This window comes from Brevibacillus porteri, assembly GCF_003013475.1.
GTDB classification, from domain to species: domain Bacteria; phylum Bacillota; class Bacilli; order Brevibacillales; family Brevibacillaceae; genus Brevibacillus; species Brevibacillus porteri.
Genome location: NZ_PXZO01000017.1, coordinates 65259 through 90816, shown reverse-complemented (window position 1 = coordinate 90816; position 25558 = coordinate 65259). Strand labels below are relative to the sequence as shown.

At 47.0% G+C, this 25558-nt stretch carries 22 protein-coding genes and 2 tRNA genes; 13 read left to right on the top strand and 11 right to left on the bottom strand.

Features of this window, described 5'->3' with window-relative positions:
* Nucleotides 1-271 precede the first annotated feature (271 nt).
* Entirely contained in the window at nt 272-1375 is a 1104-nt protein-coding gene (locus C7R92_RS10030) for a chymotrypsin family serine protease (RefSeq protein WP_106834145.1), read from the top strand.
* Nucleotides 1376-1380: 5 nt separating this feature from the next.
* On the opposite strand, the gene C7R92_RS10025 is transcribed toward C7R92_RS10030, so the two are convergent.
* The 3 genes from C7R92_RS10025 to C7R92_RS10015 all read right to left on the bottom strand — a co-directional run bounded on the left by C7R92_RS10025 (nt 1381) and on the right by C7R92_RS10015 (nt 4008).
* Nucleotides 1381-3102, bottom strand: coding sequence for a protoglobin domain-containing protein (locus C7R92_RS10025; protein ID WP_069847960.1), 1722 nt, complete (start codon nt 3100-3102; stop codon nt 1381-1383).
* A gap of 155 nt (nt 3103-3257) precedes the next feature.
* Nucleotides 3258-3683 (bottom strand): metallothiol transferase FosB, encoded by a 426-nt coding sequence (fosB, locus tag C7R92_RS10020; RefSeq protein ID WP_069847958.1) that lies wholly within the window; start codon nt 3681-3683, stop codon nt 3258-3260.
* A gap of 100 nt (nt 3684-3783) precedes the next feature.
* The gene (locus C7R92_RS10015; RefSeq protein ID WP_007722024.1) at nt 3784-4008 is read right to left on the bottom strand and encodes a hypothetical protein; all 225 of its coding nucleotides are present in this window, start codon (nt 4006-4008) and stop codon (nt 3784-3786) included.
* A 135-nt stretch (nt 4009-4143) separates the two neighbouring features.
* Between C7R92_RS10015 and C7R92_RS10010 the strand changes: the two genes are divergently transcribed.
* The 8 genes from C7R92_RS10010 to C7R92_RS09975 all read left to right on the top strand — a co-directional run bounded on the left by C7R92_RS10010 (nt 4144) and on the right by C7R92_RS09975 (nt 11061).
* Entirely contained in the window at nt 4144-4650 is a 507-nt protein-coding gene (locus tag C7R92_RS10010) for a hypothetical protein (protein ID WP_106834144.1), read from the top strand.
* 116 nt (nt 4651-4766) lie between these two features.
* Nucleotides 4767-4843: transfer RNA gene (locus tag C7R92_RS10005), tRNA-Pro, on the top strand.
* Between the two features lie 17 nt (nt 4844-4860).
* Nucleotides 4861-4943: transfer RNA gene (locus C7R92_RS10000), tRNA-Leu, on the top strand.
* A 165-nt stretch (nt 4944-5108) separates the two neighbouring features.
* The gene (locus C7R92_RS09995) at nt 5109-6224 is read left to right on the top strand and encodes a response regulator (protein ID WP_106834143.1); all 1116 of its coding nucleotides are present in this window, start codon (nt 5109-5111) and stop codon (nt 6222-6224) included.
* A gap of 141 nt (nt 6225-6365) precedes the next feature.
* A complete protein-coding gene (locus C7R92_RS09990; protein WP_106834142.1) occupies nt 6366-6656 on the top strand; it encodes a 23S rRNA (pseudouridine(1915)-N(3))-methyltransferase RlmH in 291 nt (96 codons plus the stop codon).
* A 126-nt stretch (nt 6657-6782) separates the two neighbouring features.
* Entirely contained in the window at nt 6783-7271 is a 489-nt protein-coding gene (locus C7R92_RS09985; RefSeq protein ID WP_106834141.1) for a GNAT family N-acetyltransferase, read from the top strand.
* A gap of 143 nt (nt 7272-7414) precedes the next feature.
* Nucleotides 7415-10510: a hybrid sensor histidine kinase/response regulator gene (locus C7R92_RS09980; RefSeq protein WP_328138398.1), complete on the top strand. Its 3096-nt coding sequence runs from the start codon at nt 7415-7417 to the stop codon at nt 10508-10510.
* Nucleotides 10511-10536: 26 nt separating this feature from the next.
* Nucleotides 10537-11061, top strand: coding sequence for a type 1 glutamine amidotransferase domain-containing protein (locus C7R92_RS09975; protein WP_017250689.1), 525 nt, complete (start codon nt 10537-10539; stop codon nt 11059-11061).
* A 69-nt stretch (nt 11062-11130) separates the two neighbouring features.
* Here C7R92_RS09975 and C7R92_RS32300 read toward each other — a convergent pair whose 3' ends face one another.
* Genes C7R92_RS32300 through C7R92_RS09960 form a run of 4 tightly spaced genes read right to left on the bottom strand, consistent with a single transcriptional unit; the run spans nt 11131 to nt 15194 of the window.
* Nucleotides 11131-11283, bottom strand: a complete 153-nt coding sequence (locus C7R92_RS32300; RefSeq protein ID WP_167403199.1) for a hypothetical protein — start codon at nt 11281-11283, stop codon at nt 11131-11133.
* Nucleotides 11284-11287: 4 nt separating this feature from the next.
* Complete coding sequence (locus tag C7R92_RS09970; RefSeq protein WP_106834139.1) at nt 11288-12520, bottom strand: Ger(x)C family spore germination protein; 1233 nt, start codon at nt 12518-12520, stop codon at nt 11288-11290.
* Entirely contained in the window at nt 12513-13619 is a 1107-nt protein-coding gene (locus C7R92_RS09965) for a GerAB/ArcD/ProY family transporter (RefSeq protein ID WP_106834138.1), read from the bottom strand. The genes C7R92_RS09970 and C7R92_RS09965 overlap by 8 nt, the downstream gene beginning before the upstream one ends.
* A complete protein-coding gene (locus C7R92_RS09960) occupies nt 13620-15194 on the bottom strand; it encodes a spore germination protein (protein WP_106834137.1) in 1575 nt (524 codons plus the stop codon).
* Between the two features lie 210 nt (nt 15195-15404).
* Here C7R92_RS09960 and C7R92_RS09955 point away from each other — a divergent pair, with 210 nt between their 5' ends.
* Both C7R92_RS09955 and C7R92_RS09950 read left to right on the top strand, forming a co-directional pair.
* Complete coding sequence (locus tag C7R92_RS09955) at nt 15405-17075, top strand: dynamin family protein (RefSeq protein WP_106834136.1); 1671 nt, start codon at nt 15405-15407, stop codon at nt 17073-17075.
* Nucleotides 17072-19039, top strand: coding sequence for a dynamin family protein (locus tag C7R92_RS09950; protein WP_106834135.1), 1968 nt, complete (start codon nt 17072-17074; stop codon nt 19037-19039). Before C7R92_RS09955 ends, C7R92_RS09950 begins: the two co-directional genes overlap by 4 nt.
* Nucleotides 19040-19148: 109 nt before the next feature.
* Here C7R92_RS09950 and C7R92_RS09945 read toward each other — a convergent pair whose 3' ends face one another.
* Together C7R92_RS09945 and C7R92_RS09940 are read right to left on the bottom strand one after the other, a co-directional pair.
* Nucleotides 19149-20012, bottom strand: coding sequence for a hypothetical protein (locus tag C7R92_RS09945; protein WP_106834134.1), 864 nt, complete (start codon nt 20010-20012; stop codon nt 19149-19151).
* A gap of 89 nt (nt 20013-20101) precedes the next feature.
* Nucleotides 20102-21166, bottom strand: a complete 1065-nt coding sequence (locus tag C7R92_RS09940; protein WP_106834133.1) for a hypothetical protein — start codon at nt 21164-21166, stop codon at nt 20102-20104.
* Between the two features lie 198 nt (nt 21167-21364).
* On the opposite strand from C7R92_RS09940, the gene C7R92_RS32005 reads away from it, so the two are divergent.
* Complete coding sequence (locus C7R92_RS32005; RefSeq protein WP_158265743.1) at nt 21365-21502, top strand: hypothetical protein; 138 nt, start codon at nt 21365-21367, stop codon at nt 21500-21502.
* Between the two features lie 64 nt (nt 21503-21566).
* Here C7R92_RS32005 and C7R92_RS09935 read toward each other — a convergent pair whose 3' ends face one another.
* Entirely contained in the window at nt 21567-22136 is a 570-nt protein-coding gene (locus C7R92_RS09935; RefSeq protein WP_106834132.1) for a GNAT family N-acetyltransferase, read from the bottom strand.
* A 114-nt stretch (nt 22137-22250) separates the two neighbouring features.
* Between C7R92_RS09935 and pdxR the strand changes: the two genes are divergently transcribed.
* Nucleotides 22251-23672 carry a MocR-like pyridoxine biosynthesis transcription factor PdxR gene (gene pdxR, locus C7R92_RS09930; RefSeq protein ID WP_069847935.1) on the top strand — a complete coding sequence of 474 codons (1422 nt, stop codon included), beginning with the start codon at nt 22251-22253 and terminating at the stop codon, nt 23670-23672.
* A 257-nt stretch (nt 23673-23929) separates the two neighbouring features.
* On the opposite strand, the gene putP is transcribed toward pdxR, so the two are convergent.
* On the bottom strand, nt 23930-25393 hold the full coding sequence (gene putP / locus C7R92_RS09920) for a sodium/proline symporter PutP (RefSeq protein ID WP_170831593.1): 1464 nt from the start codon (nt 25391-25393) through the stop codon (nt 23930-23932).
* Nucleotides 25394-25558: the final 165 nt, after the last annotated feature.

Here is a 25558-nt window from a genome sequence, read left to right as displayed (position 1 = left end):
TTTCAATCTTTTAAAGCCCCTGAAAAAACCACCAGCTCGTCAGGAAACAGGAGAAATAAGCGAAGATCTTTGGGACACAGCCGTGCAGTCAATCCCCCAAGCAGGTGGTCCAAGAAGCTGGAGCGTTTTCTCCTGTTTCCTCCCACCACGACAGCTCGAACAACAGGTTCTAAAAAAGGCTTCCCCGCAATGACAAGCGTCCAACAGTGCTGGCCAAGTTTTACATACGATGACATGTAAAACAAACTACCTCCAGAAAGGAAGGGGTGCCATGGCAACCTTTCAGGAAGCGCTCCTGGCCAAGAAGCATTTGGTCAAAAGGTGGAAGCGAATGCCGGGCGTAATTGGCATCGGGATTGGCTATGCAAACGGAAATAACAAAAAAGGCGGCGCCTGCATTGTGATGTATACCGTAAATGCGAGTGCCGCCGTGAAGAAGGTATGCCCAAGTTGCGTCCGTGTCAAAAGTCAGGTGGCGACAGCCCATGTATCCGTTCCTGTTCGAACTGTCACCTCTGGACGGTGCCATTGTCATCCTGCTGTACGTCCCTCTGCAACGAATTATCGCAGCAGAATCAGACCTGTGATCGCTGGATACAGCATCGGCTATCCAGGGGCGTCCGGAACGGCTGGGTTAATCGTTGCGCGAGGAGGCCAACGGTTTGTGTTGAGCAACAATCACGTCCTGAATCGGAACAATACGAGTGGCTATACCGAGACCATCCAGCCTGGTGGAGCAGACGGAGGTCGTTCAGGAAGAGATCGAATCGGACGCTTGTATCGCTATGTTCGTCTTCGGAGAAATGCAATGAATCGAATGGATGCAGCGATTAGTATCCCTACTTCCAATCGACTCCTTGCCCCTCGGTATGCAACAGTAGGCAGAGTACCAGGTGTTATACGTTCGTATGGCATCGGGCGCAGATTGAAAAAAGTGGGCCGTTCATCAGGGCTGGCATGGGGAACGGTTGAATCGATCCACACCGATGTTGATGTCAGTTACGGAAACTACGGAGGGCTGGGGACCATCCGTTTTCAGAATCAGACGGTCATCAGAAGTACGGTTCCCATCTCCTTACCTGGAGATTCTGGCTCTGTTTGGCTGACTGCGGGCAATTACGCTGCAGCCGTGAATTTTGCTGGTTCAGCCAATGGCAGGCTCTCGATTTCGTATCCGGTTGTCTGGGCATTGCAAGCGTTGGGCGTCGGGGTAGCAAGATCAGCAGGGAGAACTGGCAGGTCAGTTGCCAAAGCCAAAAGAGTCAGGAGAAACAACGCTGGTACGAGACCACTGTCTGCCACTGAGTTAAACAGTGTCCAAACAAAAAAAGCTGCCTCCCAAAGGCAGCTGAGCAAGAAAAAGACGAATAGATAATAGCATTAGGGAACTTCTTTGGCTAACTGATCCAGTATGTGGAGAATGTGTTGTGAGATATCTTCTAGCGTATCAAACGCAGCTTCTGCTTCCTCTAGTTTTCCTTGCTTGACGAAGTAGTAAATCCGCCGAACAGTTTCGTGGAACTGTCGATGAGGCACATCTAATTGCTTGAAAGAGGGCAAGGTGCTCACGGATGGATTGTTCAGGGCTTCGTCATACCAAATCCCCAAGCGGCATTGATGATGGTCGACGAGTTCTTTTTCATCAATGTGGTGGTATCCAAGCATGAAGTTGTACAGCCACCATCTCCATAAGAGATGGTCGGTTTTGACAATGCGCAAGTAATGCTTAGTCTTTAAGTGGCTCATTTGCGTGATGCTCAGCTTGTGCAGGCTGTTAATGCCAGCGCCAACATCATAGACGTTTTTACCTGCATTCGAGACGTGCGAAGAGACCTGCTCCATATTCGTCAGGACTTGAGATATGCGCATCGAAATATCATCTGTCGCAGCAGACTGCTCTTGTGCCAATGCTGCAATGTGTCCGGTGGAATGCCCGACAGTCTCAATATTTTGCACAATATCTCCTAATATCCCAATCGCATCACGTGTCTGATTCGCTTTATCGTTAAAATGGTCGCTCATGAGAGTGGCCGTTTCTTTTACCTGGACAGCTTCATTCTGGACATTGTTGATTGTGGCCGTAATGCTTTGAACGGATTGCTTGGTTTGTTCGGCGAGCTTTCGCACTTCATCTGCCACGATAGCAAAGCCGCGCCCGTGTTCGTTGGCTCGCGCTGCCTCAATCGACGCATTCAATGCAAGAAGATTGGTTTGATCGGCAATATTGCGTATGACTTGGACGACCTGGGAAACTTCTGCAATAGACGTCATTAACTGCGAAATTTTTGTTTGCATCTCTTGGAATTCATCTGCCATGGAAAGAAAGCTAGTCAATGACTCTTGGATAATATCTTTGCCAATCGTCGCTTGCTCGATTGTAGTGGAAGCACTCTCTGCAACGGAGACCGCTGATTGAGCCACTTTTTGCACAGATTCGCTTAGTTGTTCGGCAGCAGATCCCACATTGCCAGCTTCCTCAGTCGTATCCTCAAGCGTGTCCAGCACATGCTTGAATTTATCGATCTGAATCACTAACTCCAGAACTTCGCCCAGTCGATCAATAACTTTGTAATCATTATCCTCCTGATACGATTGGAGGACGATTTGCGAATCAAGCGTGATGATCTTCATGAATGCCAACAGGACGGAAGATAGTTCTTGGGGACGTTTCGAATAAGTGTTGACGATTGCGGGAATCAAAAATTCATAGACCCGCAAGTAAGAGCCCGTATACCATTCTGGCGCAAGTCCAATTTTGCTGTGGACCTCTCCGATTTTCTTACGCCCGGCTACATAGGCGTCGTCTAGCTTGGCATGTGGAAGCGATTGCAAATAGTGACGAAAGGATACAGCCAATCGATCAACCGTCGTATGCGTTTCGATGATTTGCATAAGATGGGGGTATTGGCGAAGCATGTGGTAATGACGCTCTGTAATGGCCTCTAGGTGTTGGGTTAGGAGTGGTTCAATTTGTTTCAACTGATCAAGGTCTGTCTGATTCATTTGCAAAAAATGAACTTTTCCCTGTAGCTGATCGGGCATTTGGACATCGCTTTTTTGAATTGAGGCGGTAACGGTTTGAGCGCCACGCTTACCAAACATAAAATCCCTCCATAATTTTTACAAAAAACGGGCCTATTCATCAAAAGAATAGGCCGTAAGTGCTTTTTAAATTATAGCATTCACGAATGGAGTTGAATCTTTGGAACTATTGTGATTTTGTGAAAAGTATATTAAGAAATGGGCAGCGTCATCCATTATTCAAAAAAGGTCATGTGATGCTTTTCGTCCCGGTAATAAGCGAGGCGGTCCTGGAGAGCGCCTGTATGTAATTCGAACTTATGCCCATCAGGGTCGGTGAAATAAATGGAGCGCTTATCCCGCTCCGAACGATCCCGTCCATGCAAAATGGTAACGCCGTGCTTTTCTAAATGAGCGTACCACTCATCAAATGACTCTTCTGAGATCGTGAAGGCCATGTGTGTATAGGAGTGAGCGATTTCATTGCGTGGGATGTCTGGTTCCTCATTCAGCGCCAACCAGTAGCCATTCAGGTCAAAGTAAGCCAGCTTGCGCCCTCGTACAAGTGGTTTGGCATGCAGGACATCCCGGTAAAAACAAAAAGATTTCTCCAGATCTGAGACAGAGAAAAGCAAATGATTCAATCCTTGAAGTTGCGGCAATACGTCCCCCACCTTTTTTAGCAATAATCTTGCAACTATTGCTATTGTATGGGGAAAACAGGCAAACCACCAGTCTATCCCGGGTCTGCCTGCCATTTGTTTAGGATTGACTTTGTTGAGCTTGCGCTTGGGTTTGCAGCGTGGATTGGACTTGGGATACCATCGTTTGCGCTTGGGCAATTTCCTGAGACGCTTGCTTCAAGGCTTCTTCGGCGAGCTGTGGATTGGCTGCAGATTGCTCGATCGCTTGCGTAATCATATTTTTTGCCAGCGTGGTGGCTACCTCTGCTTTTTTAAGCGAGTCGGTGTTAATTTGGCTAGGCATGATATACCTCCTGCGGGTTTTGATGATGGGAACACCGTATTAATTTGCCCCGCACGCAACGGTTTATGTATGATAGATACGCGTCCAACCGTTTCCCTCCCGTGCTGCATAGTCTGACAGGGGGAGGGACGTCAGATGAAAAAGCAATGGGTGCAAGTCATTCGATTGGCAGAGCAAGCTTTCTTTACGATTATTTTTTCAGCGCATAAGCGGGTGGGGGATCGCGGAATCATTTTGCCCAAGAGGTTTCATTCCAAGTTAAAAATTCGCCGTTTCCTGCAAAAATTCATGACCCCTTGTCTGGCAAATCGAGTGATCGGCAATCTTGATTTGCGGCGAATAAACGGACAACTCGCGATCCCTGTAGGTGATACGATCGGGGCACCACCGATTGTTAAATCAAAGGTCCTGTCTTCGGGCAGCAGGTGTGCGACGCTTGTGGTCTGGTTTGCCTTTGATTCAAGTGATCGATTTTTCCGTGTGTACCAGTTGAAAAAGCTTCCGAATGGGCGCTGGATCGTTGTAGGGCGTCATCCGCTGGACTATCCGTTTAACCTTCCGCAGGATTTCCTGAAACGACAAATACCATGTGGGAAAATCTGTACACCATGGAGAGAGAAGTTAAAAACTAGGAAAAAATGACTATCTTCCAAAAAAATCCGGTATTGATATTGGTTCAATTTGCCTGTATAGTATGTAAGTGTTGCAATACTTATCGGAAATTGTCGAATGAGAGAAGTTCCGATATGGCTGGAAATCGGGAAGTAGCTCAGCTTGGTAGAGTACTTGGCTTGGGACCAAGGGGTCGCAGGTTCGAATCCTGTCTTCCCGACCATGTTTTGTTTTGAATAGGCCGGTATGGCGGAATTGGCAGACGCGCGCGACTCAAAATCGTGAGGGAAACCGTGGGGGTTCAAGTCCCTCTACCGGCACCAGCAATCTATACATATGGTTTTCGTTATAAGGTGGGGAACAGTGAGTAGGCCTGTTTCTCACTTTTTTTTTGTTCTTACAATCATTGTCCATTATACCGACAATAGATAGGGAAGATTGCATGGAAGCAGCAGGACAAACAAAGCCTGCCAAAGGAGAGGACGACAGTGATTACGGTAATGATAGTGGAAGATGAGAAACCCATCCTTGATCTCATGAAGCATGTAATCGGGCAAAACGATCACTATACGATCGTTGGAGCATTCACACATCCACTAGAGGCTCTCGCTTGTCTGCCCGATCTCTGCCCTGATGTGGCGTTCTTAGATGTAGAAATGCCAAAAATGAATGGACTTGAGCTTGGAGCAAAAATTAATGAGCTGTCTGAACATACAAAGATTGTGTTTACGACCGCCTACAAAAAATATGCCCTGGATGCTTTTAAGGTGTATGCATTTGATTACATATTAAAACCGGTTACACCAGCAGCTATTGAACGGGTCACTGATCGTTTGGTCAAACAGTTTCAAATCACACCACCGATCAAACAGTCAGAAAATAGTATGTCTATCCAATGTTTTGGCGGTTTGGATGTTCGCAATTCCGCTGGCGAAGTCGTTCGCTGGCCGACACGTAAGAGCGAGGAACTTTTTGCTTACTTTCTCTGCCATCCCAAGCAAGATATTAACAAGTGGCATTTGACAGATCTGTTGTGGTCAGAGATGGATGAGGACAGAGCAACGCATAATTTGCACAACACCATGTACAGATTGAAGAAGATCATGAAAGAGCAAGAATTGGGCATCGACATTCAAAAAACTAACGAGGGCTACATGTTTCACCCGATGGATCAAAACTATGATGTATGGGCATTTCAGCAATATGATTTTTCCTTTTCGCAAAAGTCGCAAAGTACAAGTGCAGCCGAAGCATTATGCGCCATGTACAAGGGACCGCTTTTGGACAGAAAGGATTATTTATGGAAAGCGCCTCTGGAGGAAGCGTACCGGAAAAAGTATACGACACTGGTAAGCAAACTCGTGGAGTTAGACTTAGCGTCACAAGAATGGCAGAGGGGCCTGCGAAAGCTAGAAGATTATTTGTTGATCTATCCCCTGCATGAAGAAATGAATACAGCATTGATGGACATTTACGCACGGTGCGATCAAAAACAAAATATTATCCAGCACTATGCCAAGTTCGAAAAGGCATATCGGCTGGAGTTGGAAATGGACCCGCCTCGACAGATCAGGAATTGGGTAGAGAGGGTGATTGGTGAGTAAGACAGGAAGAGATCATTCTTCCTGTCTTTTTTATTCGATGATCCATGTGAGAAGTTTGGGACAAGCAATTGCTATGATCTAACGAAAAGGAAGTGGGCGAATACATGCAATTCACTATTTTGTTTGTGGGGAAAATCAATAATGATTGTTTGCTGGGGGTGGAGGAATACAGTAGACGCCTTGCTGTTTATTGCAGTGCCGTGGACCCCCATGAAGCTATCTGTGCAAATTGAAAATTTGTCTGGTACAGGGAGAGATGAAATTCTCTTTGTCATTGGTGGTGCTTTTGGATTATCCGAGGAGGTCTTGGAAAGGGCAAACGAGCGACTGTCACTGCCCAAGAAAGAATATCCATACCAGTTAGCGCGAATTGTGGTAATGGAGCGATTGTACAGGGCGTTTCGAATGAGCTTGGGAGAGCCGCTTTGGTAGGAAGAACAGGTCTTTGTGAGAATTTTGGGAGAGCCGCTTGATAGAATGTAAATACAGACGAATCGAGCACCCTTAGAGCAAAAAGCAAGGCAATCACTGCTTAACGGGGGAGATGAGTTTATCGTCATGTCACTGAAAGAATGGTTGCATGTTGTAGCGGCTACTTCAGAGGATCAGTCTTTCCAGTATCAGGTTTATGCTAGCACGAGAGTGGATGAAATCGATAGTTGGGGTTGGGGGGAAGCGCAGCAGGAGGCATTTCTTCGAATGCAGTTCGCAATGCAGCAGCAAGCGTATCAGTTTCAGTTCCCAAAAGCCCATTACCAACTGATTGTCGCAGACACAAAACGTGTAGGTCATTTGCTGATTGATAGGACGGAGCATGAGTTGCATCTCGTGGATATTGCTTTACTGCCCGAATACCGTAACAAGGGGATTGGCACGTTTGTCATGAAGAAGCTACAGGACGAGGCTGCACAGCAGGGTAAGCCATTGAAGCTTCAGGTGATGAAATTGGATGTGGCCAGTCATCTTCTCTATGAAAGGCTGGGGTTTGCATGTACAGGTGAGTACGGTATGCACATCGAGATGGAATGGAGTAAACGAGGTTCGTGAACAAAACGATAGGAGGAGTCTCGTAATCGCGGGAGTCCTCTTTTTTCTTTGAAAAAACATTGTGAGTTTTTTGTGAGGAATAAATGGTAGTCTTAGGCTAGATGATGGTACATATTCGAGTTCTTCTGGAAGGGGATACATTTTTGGAGCGAAGAAAATTCCTGATGCCTGCCGGGATTGGATTGGTTTTTTTACTTTCGATAGCGGTATTCGTCGGGATCTACATACAAACCTTTCCTAGTCGTGACATGCCAGTCGCGAAACGGGGTGTGCTGGATTTGTCGAACTGGAATTTTCAAAGCAAGGGCTTGGTTAATTTAGATGGGGAATGGAAGATATATCCAGGAAAAATGCTTTCACCAGAAGATTTTAGTCAAGGGCGGCCCGCAGACGTCTCTTATCTGGTCGTACCTGGAACGTGGAAGGGAGAAAGCCTCATCGACAGTATCGACCGTAAAGGCTTCGCTACCTATCGATTACAAGTAAAGCTTCCGGAAGATAAGCAAATCTATGGGCTGAAAACAAAAAGCATTCGCATGTCGCATCGGCTATACATCAATGGAAAACAAGAAGGCGAGAGCGGGCACCCTGCCGTAGAAAGCGAAGCCCATCAGCCTGGGAATACCCCGTATACCGTGTTTTTTTCTCCGGATGACAAACACATGGAGATTGTCATTCAAGTGGCGAATTACATGTTTTTCACAGGAGGGATTGCGAGCTCGATTCAACTGGGCTTGGACAAGGATATTGCCATTTTAAACAGTACCTTGCTCGGAACGGATATTGCTTTTGTCGTAACACTGGGGATCATGGCGGCGTACCATCTCAGTTTTTATTTTCTCCGTATGAGGGAGAGAACCTATTTGTTTAGTGGTAGCTATATGGCTGCTCTTGGTATCTATCACTTGGTTTTTGGCGAGAAGGTATTGCTGCAGCATATGCCTTCCATTCCATTTGCCATTGCTTACAAGGCACAGGATGCGTCGTTATTCGTCAGTTCGATTTTGCTAGCCCTGTTTTTCTGTTCGATTGATAAAAGGGTTCTATCTCGAACCTGGCTGATCAGGCTGACTGCTCCCATTTTTCTCTATACCCTAATGATTCTCGTTTTGCCCTATTCGTTTTATACGAACCTGAAAGGCCCGCTATTGATTTATGTACAAATCTTTCATTTCTTTATTATGGGCAGGCTGATCTATTTATCCAGCAAGAGTCAGAGAGAGTCGTCCGACCGTAAAGAAATGTTACTTTTCATCGGGGCCAGCATATCTATGTCGGTTAGTTTAATAGACGGGCTATTATACGCAGAGAACCTCGTGCCAACCGATCTTGCAGGAAAAATTGGCATCTTGTATTTCATTACCTTTATAAACATTCTTTTGGCGGTACGATTCACTAATGCCTTTGAAAAGACGGAAACTCTCTCGCATCAACTGAAGATATCCAATCAGATCAAAGACGAGTTTCTCACACAAACCTCGCATGAGATGAAGACACCGCTGCACGGGATTATCAATATTACGTCCCATTTGTTAGAGGATGAACAAAATACGCTGTCGTCCAACCAAATGCAAAATCTTTGGCTCGTCAAGGATACATCGATCAAGCTGTCCATGCTGGTTGGTGATTTGCTTGATGTAACTCGACTGAAGCATGGTGAGCTACGCCTCCATTTCACGATTGTGGATATCAAGGTCATCACGCAAATTGTCTTTGACGTACTGCAGTTCGAATTGTTGGGCAAAGATGTTCGGCTGAACAATCAGGTTCCAGCGAACATCTGGGTGCACGCAGATGAGAATCGGCTTCGTCAAATCATGTACAACCTGGTACACAATGCAATCAAGCATACAAATGTAGGTCAGATCAAGGTAACGGCAGATGTGGTGGAGGGGCGTGTACGTATTTCTGTTCAGGATACGGGTACAGGGATTTCACCCGATAAGCATGAAGGCATTTTTGATTATTTTGAGCAGGTGGATCAATTATTGCCACAGGATGGATACACAGGCATGGGTGTGGGCTTGTACATCAACCGCAAGCTGGTTGAGCTCATGGGAGGAGAAATTTGGGTAGAGAATTCAGAGCTTGGCAAAGGCACATGCATGACATTTACGCTGCCGACGGTGCATCAGGCAATGGCTACGCAGGAGGTTGCAGCAACTGTGCAGGAGAAACCGCGTGAGGTCAGTGAAAAGATTCCTCTGGACATTCTTGATCAGCACCAATATACCATCATGATTGTCGATGACGAGGCCTCCAACATCCATACGTTACTGAACATCTTGTCGAGGCATCGCTATAATGTCATTTCGGCCTTTTCGGCAAAAGAAGCCATGAAGAAAATCAAGGAGCATCCACAACCTGATCTCGTCATTCTGGATGTGATGATGCCAGGAGTATCGGGGATTGAGCTGTGCCAGCTGTTGCGAACACAGTATTCGATTCTTGACCTGCCGATCTTGTTTGCATCTGTCAGAGATACGCCTCAAGACATTGCACTCGGCTATCGAGCAGGGGCGAACGACTATGTGACCAAACCGTTTGATGCGGAGACACTTATTGCCCGTGTGCAGACACTGATCTCGATGAAGACCTCCATTCAGGAGGCAATTCGCAATGAACATGCGTTTCATCAGGCTCAAATCAAGCCACACTTTCTCTACAACGCTTTAAGCAGTGTCATTTCTTTCTGTTATACCGATGGAGAAAAGGCAGCGTATCTCATCACCATGCTCAGCCAATATTTGCGCTATATTTTGGATATGGATCGTACGACGCTGTTCGTTCCGTTATTTCGGGAAATGGAGCTCATCCATGCTTATGTAGAGATTGAAAAGGCTCGTTTTGGGGAAGGTTTCGATTTTGTGTGTCACGTACATGATGGAATTCTTGACAAAGAGATTCCTTCCTTAAGCATCCAACCGTTCGTAGAGAATGCGATCCGACATGGATTGTTCGAAAAGGATGAAAAAGGTCACGTGACGCTTACAATTGTGGATGGAGGTCATTACATCAAGGTCATGATTGAAGACGATGGAGTCGGTATTGCAGATGATCTCCTGTATCAAATGTCAAAAGGTGAGAATCAAAAAGGAAGCATCGGCATCCAAAACATCCGCAGACGATTGGATACCATTCCTGGTGCTACGTTGAGTATCACCTCTGAAATGGGAAAAGGGACCAAAGTCGTCATGTATATTCCTACTCCTGAGGGGATGCATGCTACAATAGCGTAGTATAGAAGGAAAAGGAGGCGAGAACGTTGAGACTTGCAGGAAAACAAGTGGTTTGCTTCGTCGAAAGTGAATTTGAGGATCTCGAGCTCTGGTATCCAGTGATGAGACTGCGAGAGGAAGGCGCTACCGTCCATTTCGTCGGCCCCAAGGCGAATCACGTCTACATAGGGAAATACGGTGTACCGTGTGAGGCTGACAAAGCGATGGCAGAGGTCAATCCTGCCGACTATGCAGGTGTACTCGTTCCAGGAGGGTGGGCACCTGACAAGTTGCGCCGCTATCCGGAAGTGCTGTCGTTTGTGGTTGCGATGCACGAGGCGAAAAAACCGATTGGGCATATTTGCCATGCGGGTTGGGTGCTTGCTTCCGCAAAAATTTTGCGTGGGGTAACCACGACATCGACGCCAGGCATTAAAGATGATATGGAGAATGCAGGCGCGATTTGGGTAGATGAAGAGGTCGTGGTAGACGGTCACATTGTGGGTTCCCGTAGACCACCTGATTTGCCTGCGTATGCCAAAGCGTTTGCTGATTTGCTGGCACAACAATAGGAAAAGAAGGAATAAAGGGCTTGCTCGAAATACTGAGTAAGCCCCTTTTCGACGTTGATAGAGGTTTTGTTACGAATTGGAGTCATTGCGTTTCTTCCACGGCGGATCGCCCAGCTCGTGAATCTTGTTATTGATTTTAAAAAAAAGATAGGGAATCAAAAACGCCAAGACCGTCCCTGTGAAGGTCAAATACGGAGGGACTACGCCTAAAAATTTGAACATGGGATCACCTGTTGTTTTGGCGTTCGATACGGTTGATCGCACCGATATTGCGTAAATAGACTTTTGTTTGAATGGTTATCTCACTTTTTTCATACAGACGCTGCCCTGTTTCCCAGTCCTGCCGAATCTTTTTCCATAGCGAGAAATGATGCTGCTTCAGATAGCTGCCAAGCTTGATGACATCCACTTTCATCTGCTTATGGACCTTCCTGATGGTGTCATTACTCATTCGTTCAATTTCTTCGGCAAACACTTTTTCAAGCTTCTCCATTGCCGTGTTATTTAAGGAATCCATTATGGCGTAAGACTCGGCCAATGTGCCTTCACATTCGATTTCTATTGTGAATTTCATGTGCTGCCGATCGCGTAAATCTGCTTTAATGCTATGCTTGATTCCTTGGATGTTCATCGAGACAAGGTTGTTTTTAAACTTGCCTTTTACCATCCCTCCGCTAACTTTTCCCGTGAGAAAATTCAGTCCCTCCGTCTCTTCTTCCCCGAGAAAACCTATCATCTGATTGTCATGGGTAAAAACAGCGGCGCCTGCTAATTTTACCTCCTGCTCTTCAGGTCTCACGCGCGGAACCACAAAACTGTACGGACTGAGAAGCTCCTCGTGGACATCGCCCAATCGGACCTCTGGAAGCATGCGGGAATTTTTATTGACGTTTTCTCCAATCGAGTTGACGTAAATAGCGGGCAGCTTCTCTGTTTTCGGTTTGACTTCCAGTACTTCTTTGGCAGGACCATTTGAGATAAATACCTTGCTGCTTCGTATGGAATCTGGATCACGCAGATAGAAATCCAGTGCTCTGGCAAGACCGTTTTTCGTACGGGCGACGTCTTCGGAGACGATCAGGATTTTCATATGCTGATAAAATGGAGTTCTGCTGGTCCGAGTAGCCAATTCGCGGGAAATCTCGAAAAGAGAATCTCCCTCGGATATGAGGTTGTGGTAAGCCTCATTGGCTGTGTTTTGACCACCACCGCTTCCTTGGCCGCCGGAGATCAATCCACCGGGGACGACGAATTGATGTGTGACGAGAAAGCGTTCTTTGACTTGAGGCTTGTCTGGAGCTTCTTGTTTGGCTTGCTGCTCAGCTTCTTTTGTACGAGGTTTATCAATCGCTACACCTACCACAAATCCTCGTTCCTCAATTTGAACCTGATCCCAGCATCCAGCTAGCAGTGTGGAAAGAAGCAAGCAGATGCTACAGAAAATGAGTCGTCTATTCATTGCTTTTGACACCTCGCAAAATGGCGATTATGAGCAGCAATATGGGACATAAATAGACGACAGCGATCCCGAAATAGGTGACACTGTCAGCGAACGTAAAGAAGTCGACCAGGTTTTGTGGAAGCATCGCGACAAAATAAATGACGGGAGAGAGGATCAGGACCCACACGGTTTTGTGCACATTAAAAAACATGGACGACAAGTTCAGCACCGTAATATCGAGCCACATTGCACAAGTGTTGAAGATCGTCATGATCCAGATGGTAAAGAAAATGGATTCCACCCGTTCAAAAAAACCCCCAGGGATTTCTACCTCTTTGGCCAGCTCAATGGTTGGATAGGTTAAATTCGTTGCAACGTCAGCAGAGAATACACCAATGACGAACATGTAGATGGTCATGTAGAGCAGAAAAGGGATCGAAAGACCTAACGTAACAGCCCGTGTACCTTCTTGGGGATTTTTCATCAGCATGGTATAGAAAAGAATGATTTCAAAGCCGGAATAAGACAGCCCGACATCTTTGGAACCTGCCAAGAGAGAGCGCCAGTCCGAAGAGAAGAAGGGACGTATATTTTCGATCTCAAATAACTGAGTCGTAAAAAGCAAGACAATGAACATGACGACAAGAACCACAGGCAAAAACAGCAGGTTGAGCCGCAGCATGGCAATACGTGATCCAACGACGGAATATTGAACAATCAAGAGAAAGGAGAGCGTGATCATTTCCACCGGGGTATTGTAGAACAGGTATTGCTTGGCGATGTTTCCGATTGCCCTGATTTCAAACGACACAAATAGCATCGTGTAAATACAGACGAGAAAGGTCAAGATGTAGGCGATCGGTTTGCTCGCAATGATGGAGCTGTATTCAAAGAAGGTTTTTCTCGGAAACCGAGCCGCCAGCTTGGCAAGCAGCCAGCCAATCAGGCACGCACAAAGACCGCTGATCACGACGGAAATCCATCCATCGAAGGCTCCGGTTGCCTTGGCTAAGGAGCGGGGAAAAGTCAGGATGCCGACGCCGATTGTGACTGAGGCAATGTTAATCCCCATATGATTTTTGCTGATCATTTTCTCCGCCAAGGTTTGTGCACTCACTTACGACCCTCCTGTATTCATTCGGTTTTCATCTTTTGTGTGAAGGGCATCTGGTCGGGTTTTCAAAAAGGTAACAGGTGCGCGCAAAATCATATCCTTCCAATCCTTCGGCATATGTGGAGCAAGAGGCGCCAAATAAGGGTACCCGATGCTGGTCAGATTGGATAAATGAATCATGATGGCAATCAAGCTTAACACCACGCCATAAATACCAAAAATGGCTGCCATAAGCATGGCGAAAAAACGAATCATTCGAAAGGCGATGGCAAGGTGATAGGAAGGGATGGCAAAAGAAGCGATGGCAGTGAGGGCGACGACGATGACCATGACAGGACTGACGATGCCCGCAGAAACCGCTGCGTCACCGATGACGAGACCGCCGACGATGCCGATGGTCTGGCCGATCGGTTTCGGTAAGCGTAATCCGGCTTCCTGCAACAGCTCCATCGTCGTCACCATCATGATCGCTTCTACGAAGGCCGGAAACGGAACCCCATCACGTGTGGCTGCAATCGAGAAGGCGAGATCAGACGGGATCAAGCCAGGGTGAAAGGTGACGAGAGCGATATAGAAAGCGGGCGAATAGACGGCCAGAAAAGCTGCCAAATACCGCAACAGCCTAGCTAATGAACCGACAATCCAACGCTCGTAGTAATCCTCTGGTGAATGCAGGAGCAAGCCAATCGTCACAGGCAAAATGAGCACCATGGGAGTGCTGTCCACCAATATCGCAATGCGGCCTTGAAACAATGCTCCACTGACTTTGTCGGGACGCTCCGTATTATGAATCTGCGGAAAAGGCGACAGAAAATCATCTTCAATCCATTGCTCAATAAAACCAGACTCTTCTATCTCGTCAACATCAATCGTAGAAATTCGCCGTCTCACTTCATCCAGTAGTTCTGGATCAACGATGTTTTCAATGTAGGCGATGATCACATCTGTTCGGCTGCGTCTGCCTATGATGGACCCTTCAAAGCGCAAGTTCGGGTCTTTGATACGTCTGCGTATATGAACAGTGTTGTCCCGGATACTCTCCGTAAAGCCGTCCCGCGGACCTCGAACCAAGCCTTCGGAGACCGGCTCCTCAATGGCGCGAGTTTTCCATCCCTTGCTGTCGACAATAATGACTTCGGTCGATCCATCCACAAAAATGGCTGTATCCCCGGAAAGAATGCCTTCGAGTATTTTTGTCAAATCCGTTGCTTTCGATATTTCAACGACAGAAAGGACTTCTTCATAAAGCATCCCGACAATCTCATCTGGTTCAGTCGGTACTACTTTGGAAGCAGTCGAGATCATCAATTGGATTTGTCCGAGGACTTGCGTATCCAGCATGTCGCAGTTCGCCAATCCATCAATGGCAATAACGGCACAGGAATGTTTGGTGTTGCCGATCGTAAAGGAACGAATTAATAAATCATGTGGGCTGCCCAGCACGGTCTTGAACGTCTCCATGTTTTGCTGCAAACTGGTCGATAGCGTAAGCGTAGGATCATTTCGCTGCTGCAAACGCTGTGCGATAAGAGAGGGAGTTTTCTTTTGGCGACGCTGGGACAAAAATCTGCGCATCATTTGAAGTTCCTCCCGTTCAGAATACGAATATCATGTTAGTGCGATTTTTTCCAGATGAGAGGAAAATTATGCGGAAGAATAGGCGAATGCTAAATCTTTCATAGTTTTAAATTGAACTCATCTGTGACCTATGTTACATTCGGCATGGTAGAATAGAGTGTAGTAAATAAGGAAGTTCATGAACAGGAATTAGTAGAGAGAGTAGGAAAGATGGAGAAGGGTGGAATAGAAGTGCTTGACAGTCAAGTATTGATCCGGGAAACGGACTTTTCCCGACTGGCACATACATGGGAAGAACTCGCGGAAGTCATGAAATCGCAGGGAGACGAAACTACGCCTCACAAGCTCATTCAACTGGCTGCGAAAACAAAGCGCGCTGAGCTGAATATTGCGTTTTGCGGACATTTTTCCGCTGGAAAATCAACGATGATTAACACGCTTCTGGGTGTCAATTTGCTACCGTCCAATCCGATTCCGACCAGTGCGAATGTTGTTAAGATTCGCGGCGGAGAAAAAGCGGCTCGCGTCTTCACCCTGAACAGCGGAGTCCTTACATTTGATCCAGATACGGAGATGGAGAAGCTCAAGCAGTTTGCTGTTGACGGAGATACGGTAGAATCCGTAGAGGTTTCCTATCCGGGAACATTCCTTGACGAATACGCCAGCTTGCTCGATACACCGGGTATTGACTCCACGGATGCGGCACACAAAATCGCTACGGAGTCTGCGCTGCATTTGGCTGACGTCGTCATTTACATGATGGATTATAACCATGTTCAAGCCGAAGAGAACTTCAACTTTACGAAGACGTTGAAGGACCGTGGCAAGCCAGTCTATCTGGTTGTGAACATGATCGATAAACATATTGATTTCGAATTGGATTTTGATAGCTATAAGGAAAGTGTCGAGGAGGCATTTGCGACCTGGAACATCCATCCGGATGGTATTTTTTACACGTCGCTTGCGGAACCAGATCATTCTGAGAACATGTATGAGGAATTCAAGGGCATGCTTGCGCAGTTGATCGCTGATCGTGAAAAGCTGGTTGGCACGAGCGTTCGCAGTGCTGCCGAGCATTTGATCGACGAACATATCCAAGTAGTAAGAACAAGCCAGGCAGATCAACGCCAGCAGTGGGAAGCCCAGCTGGATGGTCTGGAAGTAGAAGGCATCGACAGTCGTAATGCAGCGGCTGTGCAGGTAGCGCTCGAGCAGGAGGAAGCGACAGCAGCGGCTCTAGAACAGCGCGCCGAGGATGCCCGAATGCAGATGGAAAAAGAGCTGAGTGTACTTTTGGACAACGCCCGTTTGACTTATTTCAGCACGAATGAAGCAGCACGAAGCTACTTGGAGAGCCGCAAACCAGGCTTCAAGGTGGGGTTGTTGTTTGCAGGCAAGAAGACAGAGGAAGAACGCGCACGTCGCGAAGAAGCCCTTCTCGTCGAGTTCCGCGAAAAAGTGGCGGGAAATCTCGACTTCCATTTCAAAGAATGGCTCGGCAAGCAGCCGCAAGTGTTTGATTTGCGGAGCGAAGAATATCACGCCAGCGTTCACGCGACCAAGATTGAGATTACGGGCGAGTTCCTGAGCAAGCACATCAAAGAGGGTGCTGCCTCGAGTGAGTACGTTCTGAACTACTGTGCGGATATTTCCAGCGGGATGAAGCTGGAGTACAGACGCGTGGGTCTCTCCTTTATTGCACAAGTGGTTGAGATGATCAAGGAGCAGGTGCGTGTAGAAAGTGCAGCTCAAGGCGAGCGCCTTGGCGTATTGCGTGAAATGGCAGCGCTGCATCAAAAGCTGGCAGGACTGGCAGCGAGAGAAGAAGAAACCAAGGGTCGTCTGTTGGCGATTATGCGTGGAGGAGAACAAGTAGCATGAATCAACTACGAGACAAACTAATTGCGGCAGCAGAGCGTCTGCGGCGTGCAAGTGAAGAAGTCGTTACCGTACCAGGAATGCAAGCACAGGCACAAGCGATGCTGGATCGAGCAGATCGCCTGACAGCCAATCGTTTTACAGTCGCGCTGTTTGGTGCATTCAGTGCAGGGAAATCGTCTTTTGCGAACGCCTTGATGGGCGATCTCGTGCTGCCAGTGTCACCGAACCCGACAACAGCAGCGATCAACAAAATCATGCCGCCTACGGATACACACCCGCATGGCACTGTTCGTGTCGTCATGAAAGAGCGTGAAGCCATTGAGCAGGACGTGATCCGTTCCCTTGCTGTCTTTGGTATGATCGCTACTGATCTCGAAGGGGCACTGGCAGAGCTGGGCAAGATCGACGTCGCCCAAATCCCTCCGACGGCAAAACCGCATTACACCTTTTTGAAAGCTGTTACAAAGGGGTTGCCAGAGATGTCGGCTCATCTGGGCGGCGAGCTGCTGGTTGATATGCAAGCGTTCAAAGGGTTTGTGGCAAAGGAAGAAAAAGCTTGTTTCGCAGAGTACATCGAGCTGTTCTATTCTTGTCCACTAACCGATCAGGGAATTGTTCTGGTAGATACCCCTGGTGCTGACTCCATTAACGCACGTCACACAGGTGTGGCGTTCGAATACATGAAAAACGCGGATGCGGTCCTGTTCGTGACGTATTACAACCACGCCTTTGCACAGGCTGACCGCGAATTTTTGCTGCAAATGGGGCGCGTCAAGGATACGTTTGAAATGGACAAAATGTTCTTTATCGTCAATGCTTGTGACCTCGCAGCGAATGAAGAAGAATTGCAGGGTGTCCTTACCCACGTAGAGAAAAACCTCCTCTCGTGCGGCATTCGTCTCCCACGTATTTATCCAGTGTCCAGCCAGACTGCTCTGTTGGCACGGATGCATGAAAAAGGCAAGCTGGCAGCTTCTGCGGAGAAAGTATACCGCCAGCGCACGAATACGGCTGAAGGCGAGCCGCTGATGCCGGCAGATGAGGCATTCAAGTTCTCGGGAATGGCTTCGTTTGAAGCAGAGTTCCTCCGCTTTACGATTGAAGAGCTGACGCAAATTGCTGTGAATGCTGCAATCGGTGAAATCCGTCGCGCCCACGATACCTTGGCAGAATTCATGCGTATGGCACAATCCGGAGAAGACGAGCGTCAATTGCGCAAAGAAGCAGCAAGCACAGCCAAGACACAGGCTCTATCAGCTGTTGAAGCACTGTCTACCGCTTCGTTCGAGCGTGACTTGGCAAAAGAGCGCGAGGAGCTGCTTTACTACGTTCGCCAGCGCTTGTTCTTCCGATTCAACGAATTGTTCAATCTCGCTTTTAACCCGGCTGTCATCAAGGAAGATGGACGCAACATGAAGCAAGCACTGCAAGGATGCTTGACTGATCTTCTGCGTTCGATCAGCTACGATTTGGCGCAGGAACTGAGAGCGACTACCCTTCGTTTGGAGAAATTCACGAACAAGCAGGGGACATCACTTGTTGCAGCGTGGCAAAAGGATGCACAAGGCTACGCAGCAGGGTTGACCTTGGCACCATATCAGCAGCGACAAGTGGAAACACTGTCCTTTGCTAACGAACTGCCAGTAGCCGAATCTGCATTTGCATCAGCGATTTCCTTGTTCAAGAACACCAAAGACTTTTTCGAGCAGGATGGCAAAGTGAAAATGCGTGAAGAACTGGAAAAGCGCATGCAAGAACCAGTGAGCGGGTATGTAGAAATCGGAAACAAGCAGCTGGATGAGCAGTTTTCTACGCTGTTCCAAGAGCTGGTGGCGCATGAGCGCAATCGCGTCATCGACCAGATCAATGAGTATTTCACAGGTCTGTTTGCAGCTCTTGAGATGAACATTGATCTCGACGAGCTGGCGGCAAAAGTGAGTCGTGTAGCGGCTGAGTTGGAATAACTTGACACGATTATAAAAACGAAAAGGGCAGTCCCTAGAGGGATTGCCCTTTTTGCGGTAGAAGGGGAAGGAGCACATAGCGAATCTGCGTTCAGCCTAGGCCCATCCATCACTCTACCCGCAGCAATATATGCTTGAATCCATCTTCGTCTCGTTCGTGCTGAAAAATAACTGTCCACGTCAATGTTTCATCAAAAATGTACATATCAGAGGTGAATCGCGTGTAGTTTTCTAGCAGATGCTTTGCGTCCATCTTCATTACTTTGTCACGAATCATCTCTTTACCAAACGTGCTGTACCCTTCCCAAAATACGAGGACCTCACTTTTCTGGAGTAAAAATGATACAGCTTCATCTTTGGACATACCCTCTCTGGCGATACCTTGATCATTGTTTTTGAATCTCGCTAAGTCCCAAAGGCAACCTTGGTACTGTGTAACATATCGCTTGTATAAAAATCGGCGAAAGCTACAGCTTTCCGTATCAAAAAAGATGGAAACATAGCGTTCTTTTAACGACTTAGAACGTTCTTTCTCTAAAGATGGAATCGTACGTGTATTCACAACATCAGGACGATATTGAACTGGGCGATAGTAAAATTCTTGTTTATCACCATTTGTTTTCGTCACCTTGGTAGAGAATCCATAGCTCATTTCTTCGAGATAATTTGTCCTAGCAAACATATCTAGTTCGTACTGCAATTGACTCTTGTGAAGCTTGGCAAATTCTCCTGCTGGGATCGTTTTCACAAAGCACCCATCTGGAATGAGTTCAATATGACTCACTCTTTTCCCGATGATCGTGCCATCTGAATCCCACACCTCAAATATTTTTTCTGGCTCAAGTACATGCTCGATCCCAGTGAGCCGAGGATTGTAAAATTGTGCGTAATCATCGTCGTGAGTATCAAAATCCCAATTCTCTGGGACTCCAATGACGATCACCTCGTCGAGTTTACATATTTCCAGCCTCATGGTTCCTCCTGTGGTGTGCACGATTCGATTTTAACATCCAGTATAAGTAAGAGATGACGTAACTGTAAATACAGTTACGTCAAAAAGGATCAGCCCATAGATTTCCAAGGATAGAAATGATGACCATCCATTTGTTCCCAATTATCGTTTCTTTTTATTAGCAGGTGATAGTGAGGGAGATTAGCTGGGCGAGTTCCTCGGCTAGAAACATAATGTGCTTGATGGTGAATATTCTTATAACCAGTTTGCGTTACTACGTCTTCTGCTCGGCTCTTCCTAACACTAAATGTTTCTTCCTCATCTTTTGCCGCCAGTCTAGCTGCTGTAAGGGATAGCGGTGTGGTAACGAGGACTCCACCAGAACTATTCAAGCGTGCTCGAAAGTGTTTAACATTATTTTTTTTAATCTCATCTGCAATTTCACTAGTCATTGTTACACTGTCTGTGATAACTCGGGCATAAGAACGTCCTTCATTCTCTCTAATATTTCTCTCCAAGGCTGCTTGGTTTTCTATATAGTTATCTAAATACTCACTCACAATAATGGCACCTGTAACCAACGCCACAAAGTCTCCAACAGGCAGAGGGCCATCAATAGCTGCCAGAGCTCCTAATGTAACCAATCGAGCTGCTAATTGCCGTTCCGTCATTTTAAGTCCAGCGTTGCCTAGAGCTTTTATTGCAGCACTTTCTGACATAGAACTTCGCAAACTCATACTTTCCTCTGGGAAGCTTTGATGGATTTGATAGTATTCGTAGTATTCTTGTGCAAGCGCATCTATTCTTGCAAAGTCTTCCTGCAAGTCGTTATAGTTAATATCCTCTGATTTTTTTGCTTTCACGTTAGATGTTTGACTAGGCTGATATTTATCAATTATTGATGCAACATCTTCGAAATAGTATACATCCTGTTCATTCATATATTTGTTAATTTCTTTTACCATCGGTATTCTATGTGGTTTTTCTTCGAAATCTTCTTCAGTGATACCAGTAATGAATGCCTCGATGTCACTACGCTGAATTTGTTGCTTTTCTACGATTTCCTCATTTGCATACACACTGTTAGAGTTGGAAAAGAATAACCCAAAAATCAGTAGTAATTTAACCCAAAGTAATTTCTTCATCACATATTTCGTTTGTTCTACTGGTACCAAGTAGTTACAAACTCCTCTCCTCTCAAATAACTTAATCTCTAATACCTTAAGGTAAAAGGAAAATATTGTAAATATTTACAGTTGAAGCTTAGCATAAGGTTGAATATATGTAAATTATTGTTTTTAAATAAATGATAAGGTGATCAATAAATTCATGCCGCCAATCAATGGACGCCTGCGTGGAACTGAGAGTGTCTTTTGAAGGAGCCTGAAACCAACAAGCATGATCCCATCTGTAGACTCGCTGTCTCTGGTCTGTTTGCGGCTCTTGAGATGAACATCGATCTCGACGAGCTGGCAGCAAAAGTAAGTCGTGTGGCGGCTGAGTTGGCGTAATCAAATTTTCTACAAGTAAAAAGGGCAGTCTCTACGTCTTGTTCAGACCAGGGACTGCCCTTTTTCATTTCCGATTCTCCCATTCCTCCCGCAAAATCCCCATCTTAATCGCATCGTAATATTCACCGCGAACAATCCTTGCTTTGCGTACTCGCGCTTCTTCCACCATTCCCATGTGAGCAGCCAGCTTGATCATCCGTTCGTTGCCGGACCACGTACCAATGCCTAAACGGACAGTATCCATGTGGGTGAACAAGTAATCGATCCACATCCGAAAGGCTTCCCGGCCATAACCATTCTGCCAATAGCGGGAGTCATAAATAACGATTCCGATTTCGCACCAGTTCGTCTCCTCAGATACCCAGTAGCGACCGACACTGCCCTTTAGCTCGCCGTCAATCTCAATCATCAGCTCGGTTCTTGGTGCACCTGTCCCAACGAGAGCAAGAGACTCCTGATGGCGTGGGAGGTCGCGATACTCTTCTTTTGTGTACGGATCAAGAGGTTTGTAGGGGCCATTCCAATTGAGATGTTCACGATCCTCTGCTTGGTACTTCCAATAGTAGATGGTATCCAAATCTTCTGCTCGAATATCTCGCAGAACGACCTTTTCTCCTTGCAAATGAATACGCATGACTTGTTCTCCTTTCGTGTGGGTGAATCTGGTACAATCATTGTAAAAGAGAACTGCTCCTATACACAGTGACAGTTTAAAAGAGTTAGATGGGAACAGATTGGAGGGCCGCTGATGGAGTACATGCCGATCATGGATGCACAGAGCAAAGAACCTCTGTATCAACAGCTATACAAGCAATTGAGCAAACGGATTGCATCAGGAGAGATACGGTCCGGAACCAAGATGCCGTCGATCCGTCAGTTGATGAAAGCGAGCGGAGTCGGAAAAAATACGATTGAGGCAGCCTATCAGCAACTGCTCGCAGAAGGCTACATCGTGAGCCGGGAGCGGAGCGGCTTTTTTGCTGCCGAGATCGAGAGATGGTCAGAGCCACTGGATCAGGATGAGGAAATTGCCTTGTATTCGTCCATCTTGAAAAAGAAAAAAGGGGAGCATCTCACCTGTCGCTACAACTTTCATGGCTCTGTCATCGATACGAAGTCCTTTCCTTACGCTGCATGGCGTTCTTGCATGCTGGAAGCGCTGGATATTTATCCGGAGGACTTTTCTTTTTACGGGGATGATCAAGGAGAGTGGGAGCTCCGAGAAGAGCTCAGTACATATTTGCGCAGAGCACGTACGCTCATTTGTCGGCCTGAGCAAATCATCATCGGCACCGGATTACAGCAGGCTCTCAGCTTTTTATGTCTGCTCTTGGCAGATCGGCATCGTGTGGTGGCGATCGAGGAGCCTGGCTATGCAGATGCACGGATCGTCTTTTCCCATCACGGCTATGAGGTCGTGCCCATCCCGCTAGCGGAAGAGGGCCTGTCCATTGAAGCTTTGGAGAAAAGCAAAGCAACGGTCGTGTACACGACGCCTGCCCATCAATTTCCGTATGGGATGGTGATGCCAGTCGGTCAGCGTCAGCAATTGCTGCAATGGGCAAAGAGAAAGAACGGAATCATCATCGAAAATGATTACGATGGCGAATTCCGCTACAATGTACACCCTACGCCATCTTTGCAAGGGATGGATCGGGACGGATGTGTTGTTTATATCGGCAATTTTTCCAAAGCATTTTCTCCAGCACTTCGCTTGGATTATACGGTACTTCCGAGGCAGTTGCTGGGGCGATATTTGGAAGCATTCCAGGCGTATCCTTCTCCGGTTTCCCGCCATTTGCAACGAAGTATGCAGTTGTTCATGCATAAAGGATATTGGGAAAAGCATGTCCGAAAAATGCGCACCGTCTATCACCGCAAGCACGATGCACTGCTTCGGGCGATACAGACCTACATGCCCCGGGAAGTCCGAGTTTTGGGACAGTCAGCAGGGCTGCATATTTTGCTCGAGGTAGATACTTCCCGAACGGAGAAGGAGCTGATCGACCTGGCGCGTGCGGCCGATGTTCGCGTTTATCCGAGCGGCCATAATTGGGCCAATGATCCGACAAATGCACGACCGCGAATCATCGTTGGATTTGGCGGAGTGGAGGAACAAGACATTGCGGTAGGAATCGGTCGTTTGGCAGAAGCTTGGTTTTCATTATGATCTGCGCTTTTGCCGAATCTTCCCGTTCTTATCCTTGTCATCCCCTTCTTTTTCCTCTGATTCTTTCTTTTCGATCTTTTGCTCATGGAATTCAACTGGCGTTTGCCCGAACACGCGATCTAGCGGGGTGTAGTAATGCTCGACTGGTTTCTTTTGAACAAAAAAGCCCCAAATCGTTTCAACAGAAAAAAGCAGCCTATGGCGTGGGACAGGGCAGTTGTCCAGCGCATAGGCTGCTTGGCATTTATCGGCAAGGATTATTTCATGCTTTTTTGGTACTCATCAAACTGAGAGGTTACTTCATTTGAAGGCTTGCTGGTCAAATGGCTGACAACTACGATGGCGAGCAGGCTAATGGCAAAGCCGGGAACCATCTCATAAAGGAAGTCCTTCAGTACATCAAAACGAGTCCAGATGATAACGGTAAGTGCGCCAGCGACCATACCCGCGAGAGCACCCCATTTGTTCATGCGCTTCCAATAGAGGGAGAGCAGAATGACAGGCCCAAACGAAGCGCCGAATCCGGCCCACGCATATCCGACGAGATCGAGGATCGTGTCATTTTTATTCAAGGCGAGTAAAAAGGCGACGACAGATACGAGCAAGACGGACAGGCGGCCAATCGTGACCAGCTCTTTGTCAGTGGCAGAACGCTTGAAAAAGGTTTTGTAAATATCCTCGGTCAAGGAGCTGGACGTGACGAGCAGCTGAGAGGAAATCGTACTCATGATTGCTGCCAAAATCGCCGCCAGCAAAAAGCCGGTAATGAGTGGATGGAACAGGATCGTACCCAGCTGGATGAAGATCGTCTCAGGATCGCTCAACGTCCAGCCTTGCTTGGAGTACAGGGCGATACCGACCAGACCTGTCAGCATGGCGCCAGCGACGGAGAAAATCATCCAGCCCATACCGATGCTGCGTGCTTTTTTGATCTCACTCGTGGACGTGATCGCCATAAAGCGAACGATAATGTGCGGTTGTCCGAAATAGCCGAGTCCCCATGCAAACAAGGAAATGATGCCGATCAGGCTCGTCCCTTTAAAAATATCGAGCAAAGAGGGATCGACAGCGTGGATCTCCGTAAATGTTTCTCCCAATCCGCCTGCGGTAAGAACGGTCACAAGCGGAACGAGAATGAGTGCGATGACCATAATGAGTCCTTGTACAGCGTCCGTCCAGCTTACAGCGAGGAAGCCGCCAAACAATGTGTAAGCAATGGTGACCAATCCGACAATCCATAGTCCGGTTTGATAACTCAGGTGGAAGGTGTTTTCAAACAACACGCCTCCAGAAACGAGACCAGATGAGACGTAAAAAGTAAAAAAGATCATAATAACAAGAGCCGAGACAAGACGAAGCATCCGAGACGCATCTCCGAAACGATTTTCCAAAAAAGCAGGAATCGTAATCGAGTTGTTGGCAACCTCCGTATACGAACGAAGGCGGGGAGCGACGTACAGCCAGTTGGCATAAGCGCCGAGAGTCAGACCGATCGCAATCCATGATGCGCTAAGACCTTGGGCAAACATGGCACCTGGTAAACCCATCATCAACCAGCCACTCATGTCGGATGCACCCGCGCTGAGAGCGGTTACAGTTGGACCCAGCGATCGACCACCAAGCATATAGTCAGTCAGATTGGAGGTACGTTTGTAGGCATAATAGCCGATTAACAGCATACCTGCCATGTACACAATAATAGATGCGAGCAGCATATTCATTGTCATCACCTCGTTGTGTTTAGTATTTATGAATTTTATATGAACATCTTACACGTTATCATGCCCAATTATAAAAATCTATAAGGAAAAACAGAAAATTATGTAGAGCCTCAATAAAAAGTTTTTTAATAACACGAAAAAGCCCGCGAAGATTGATCGCAGGCT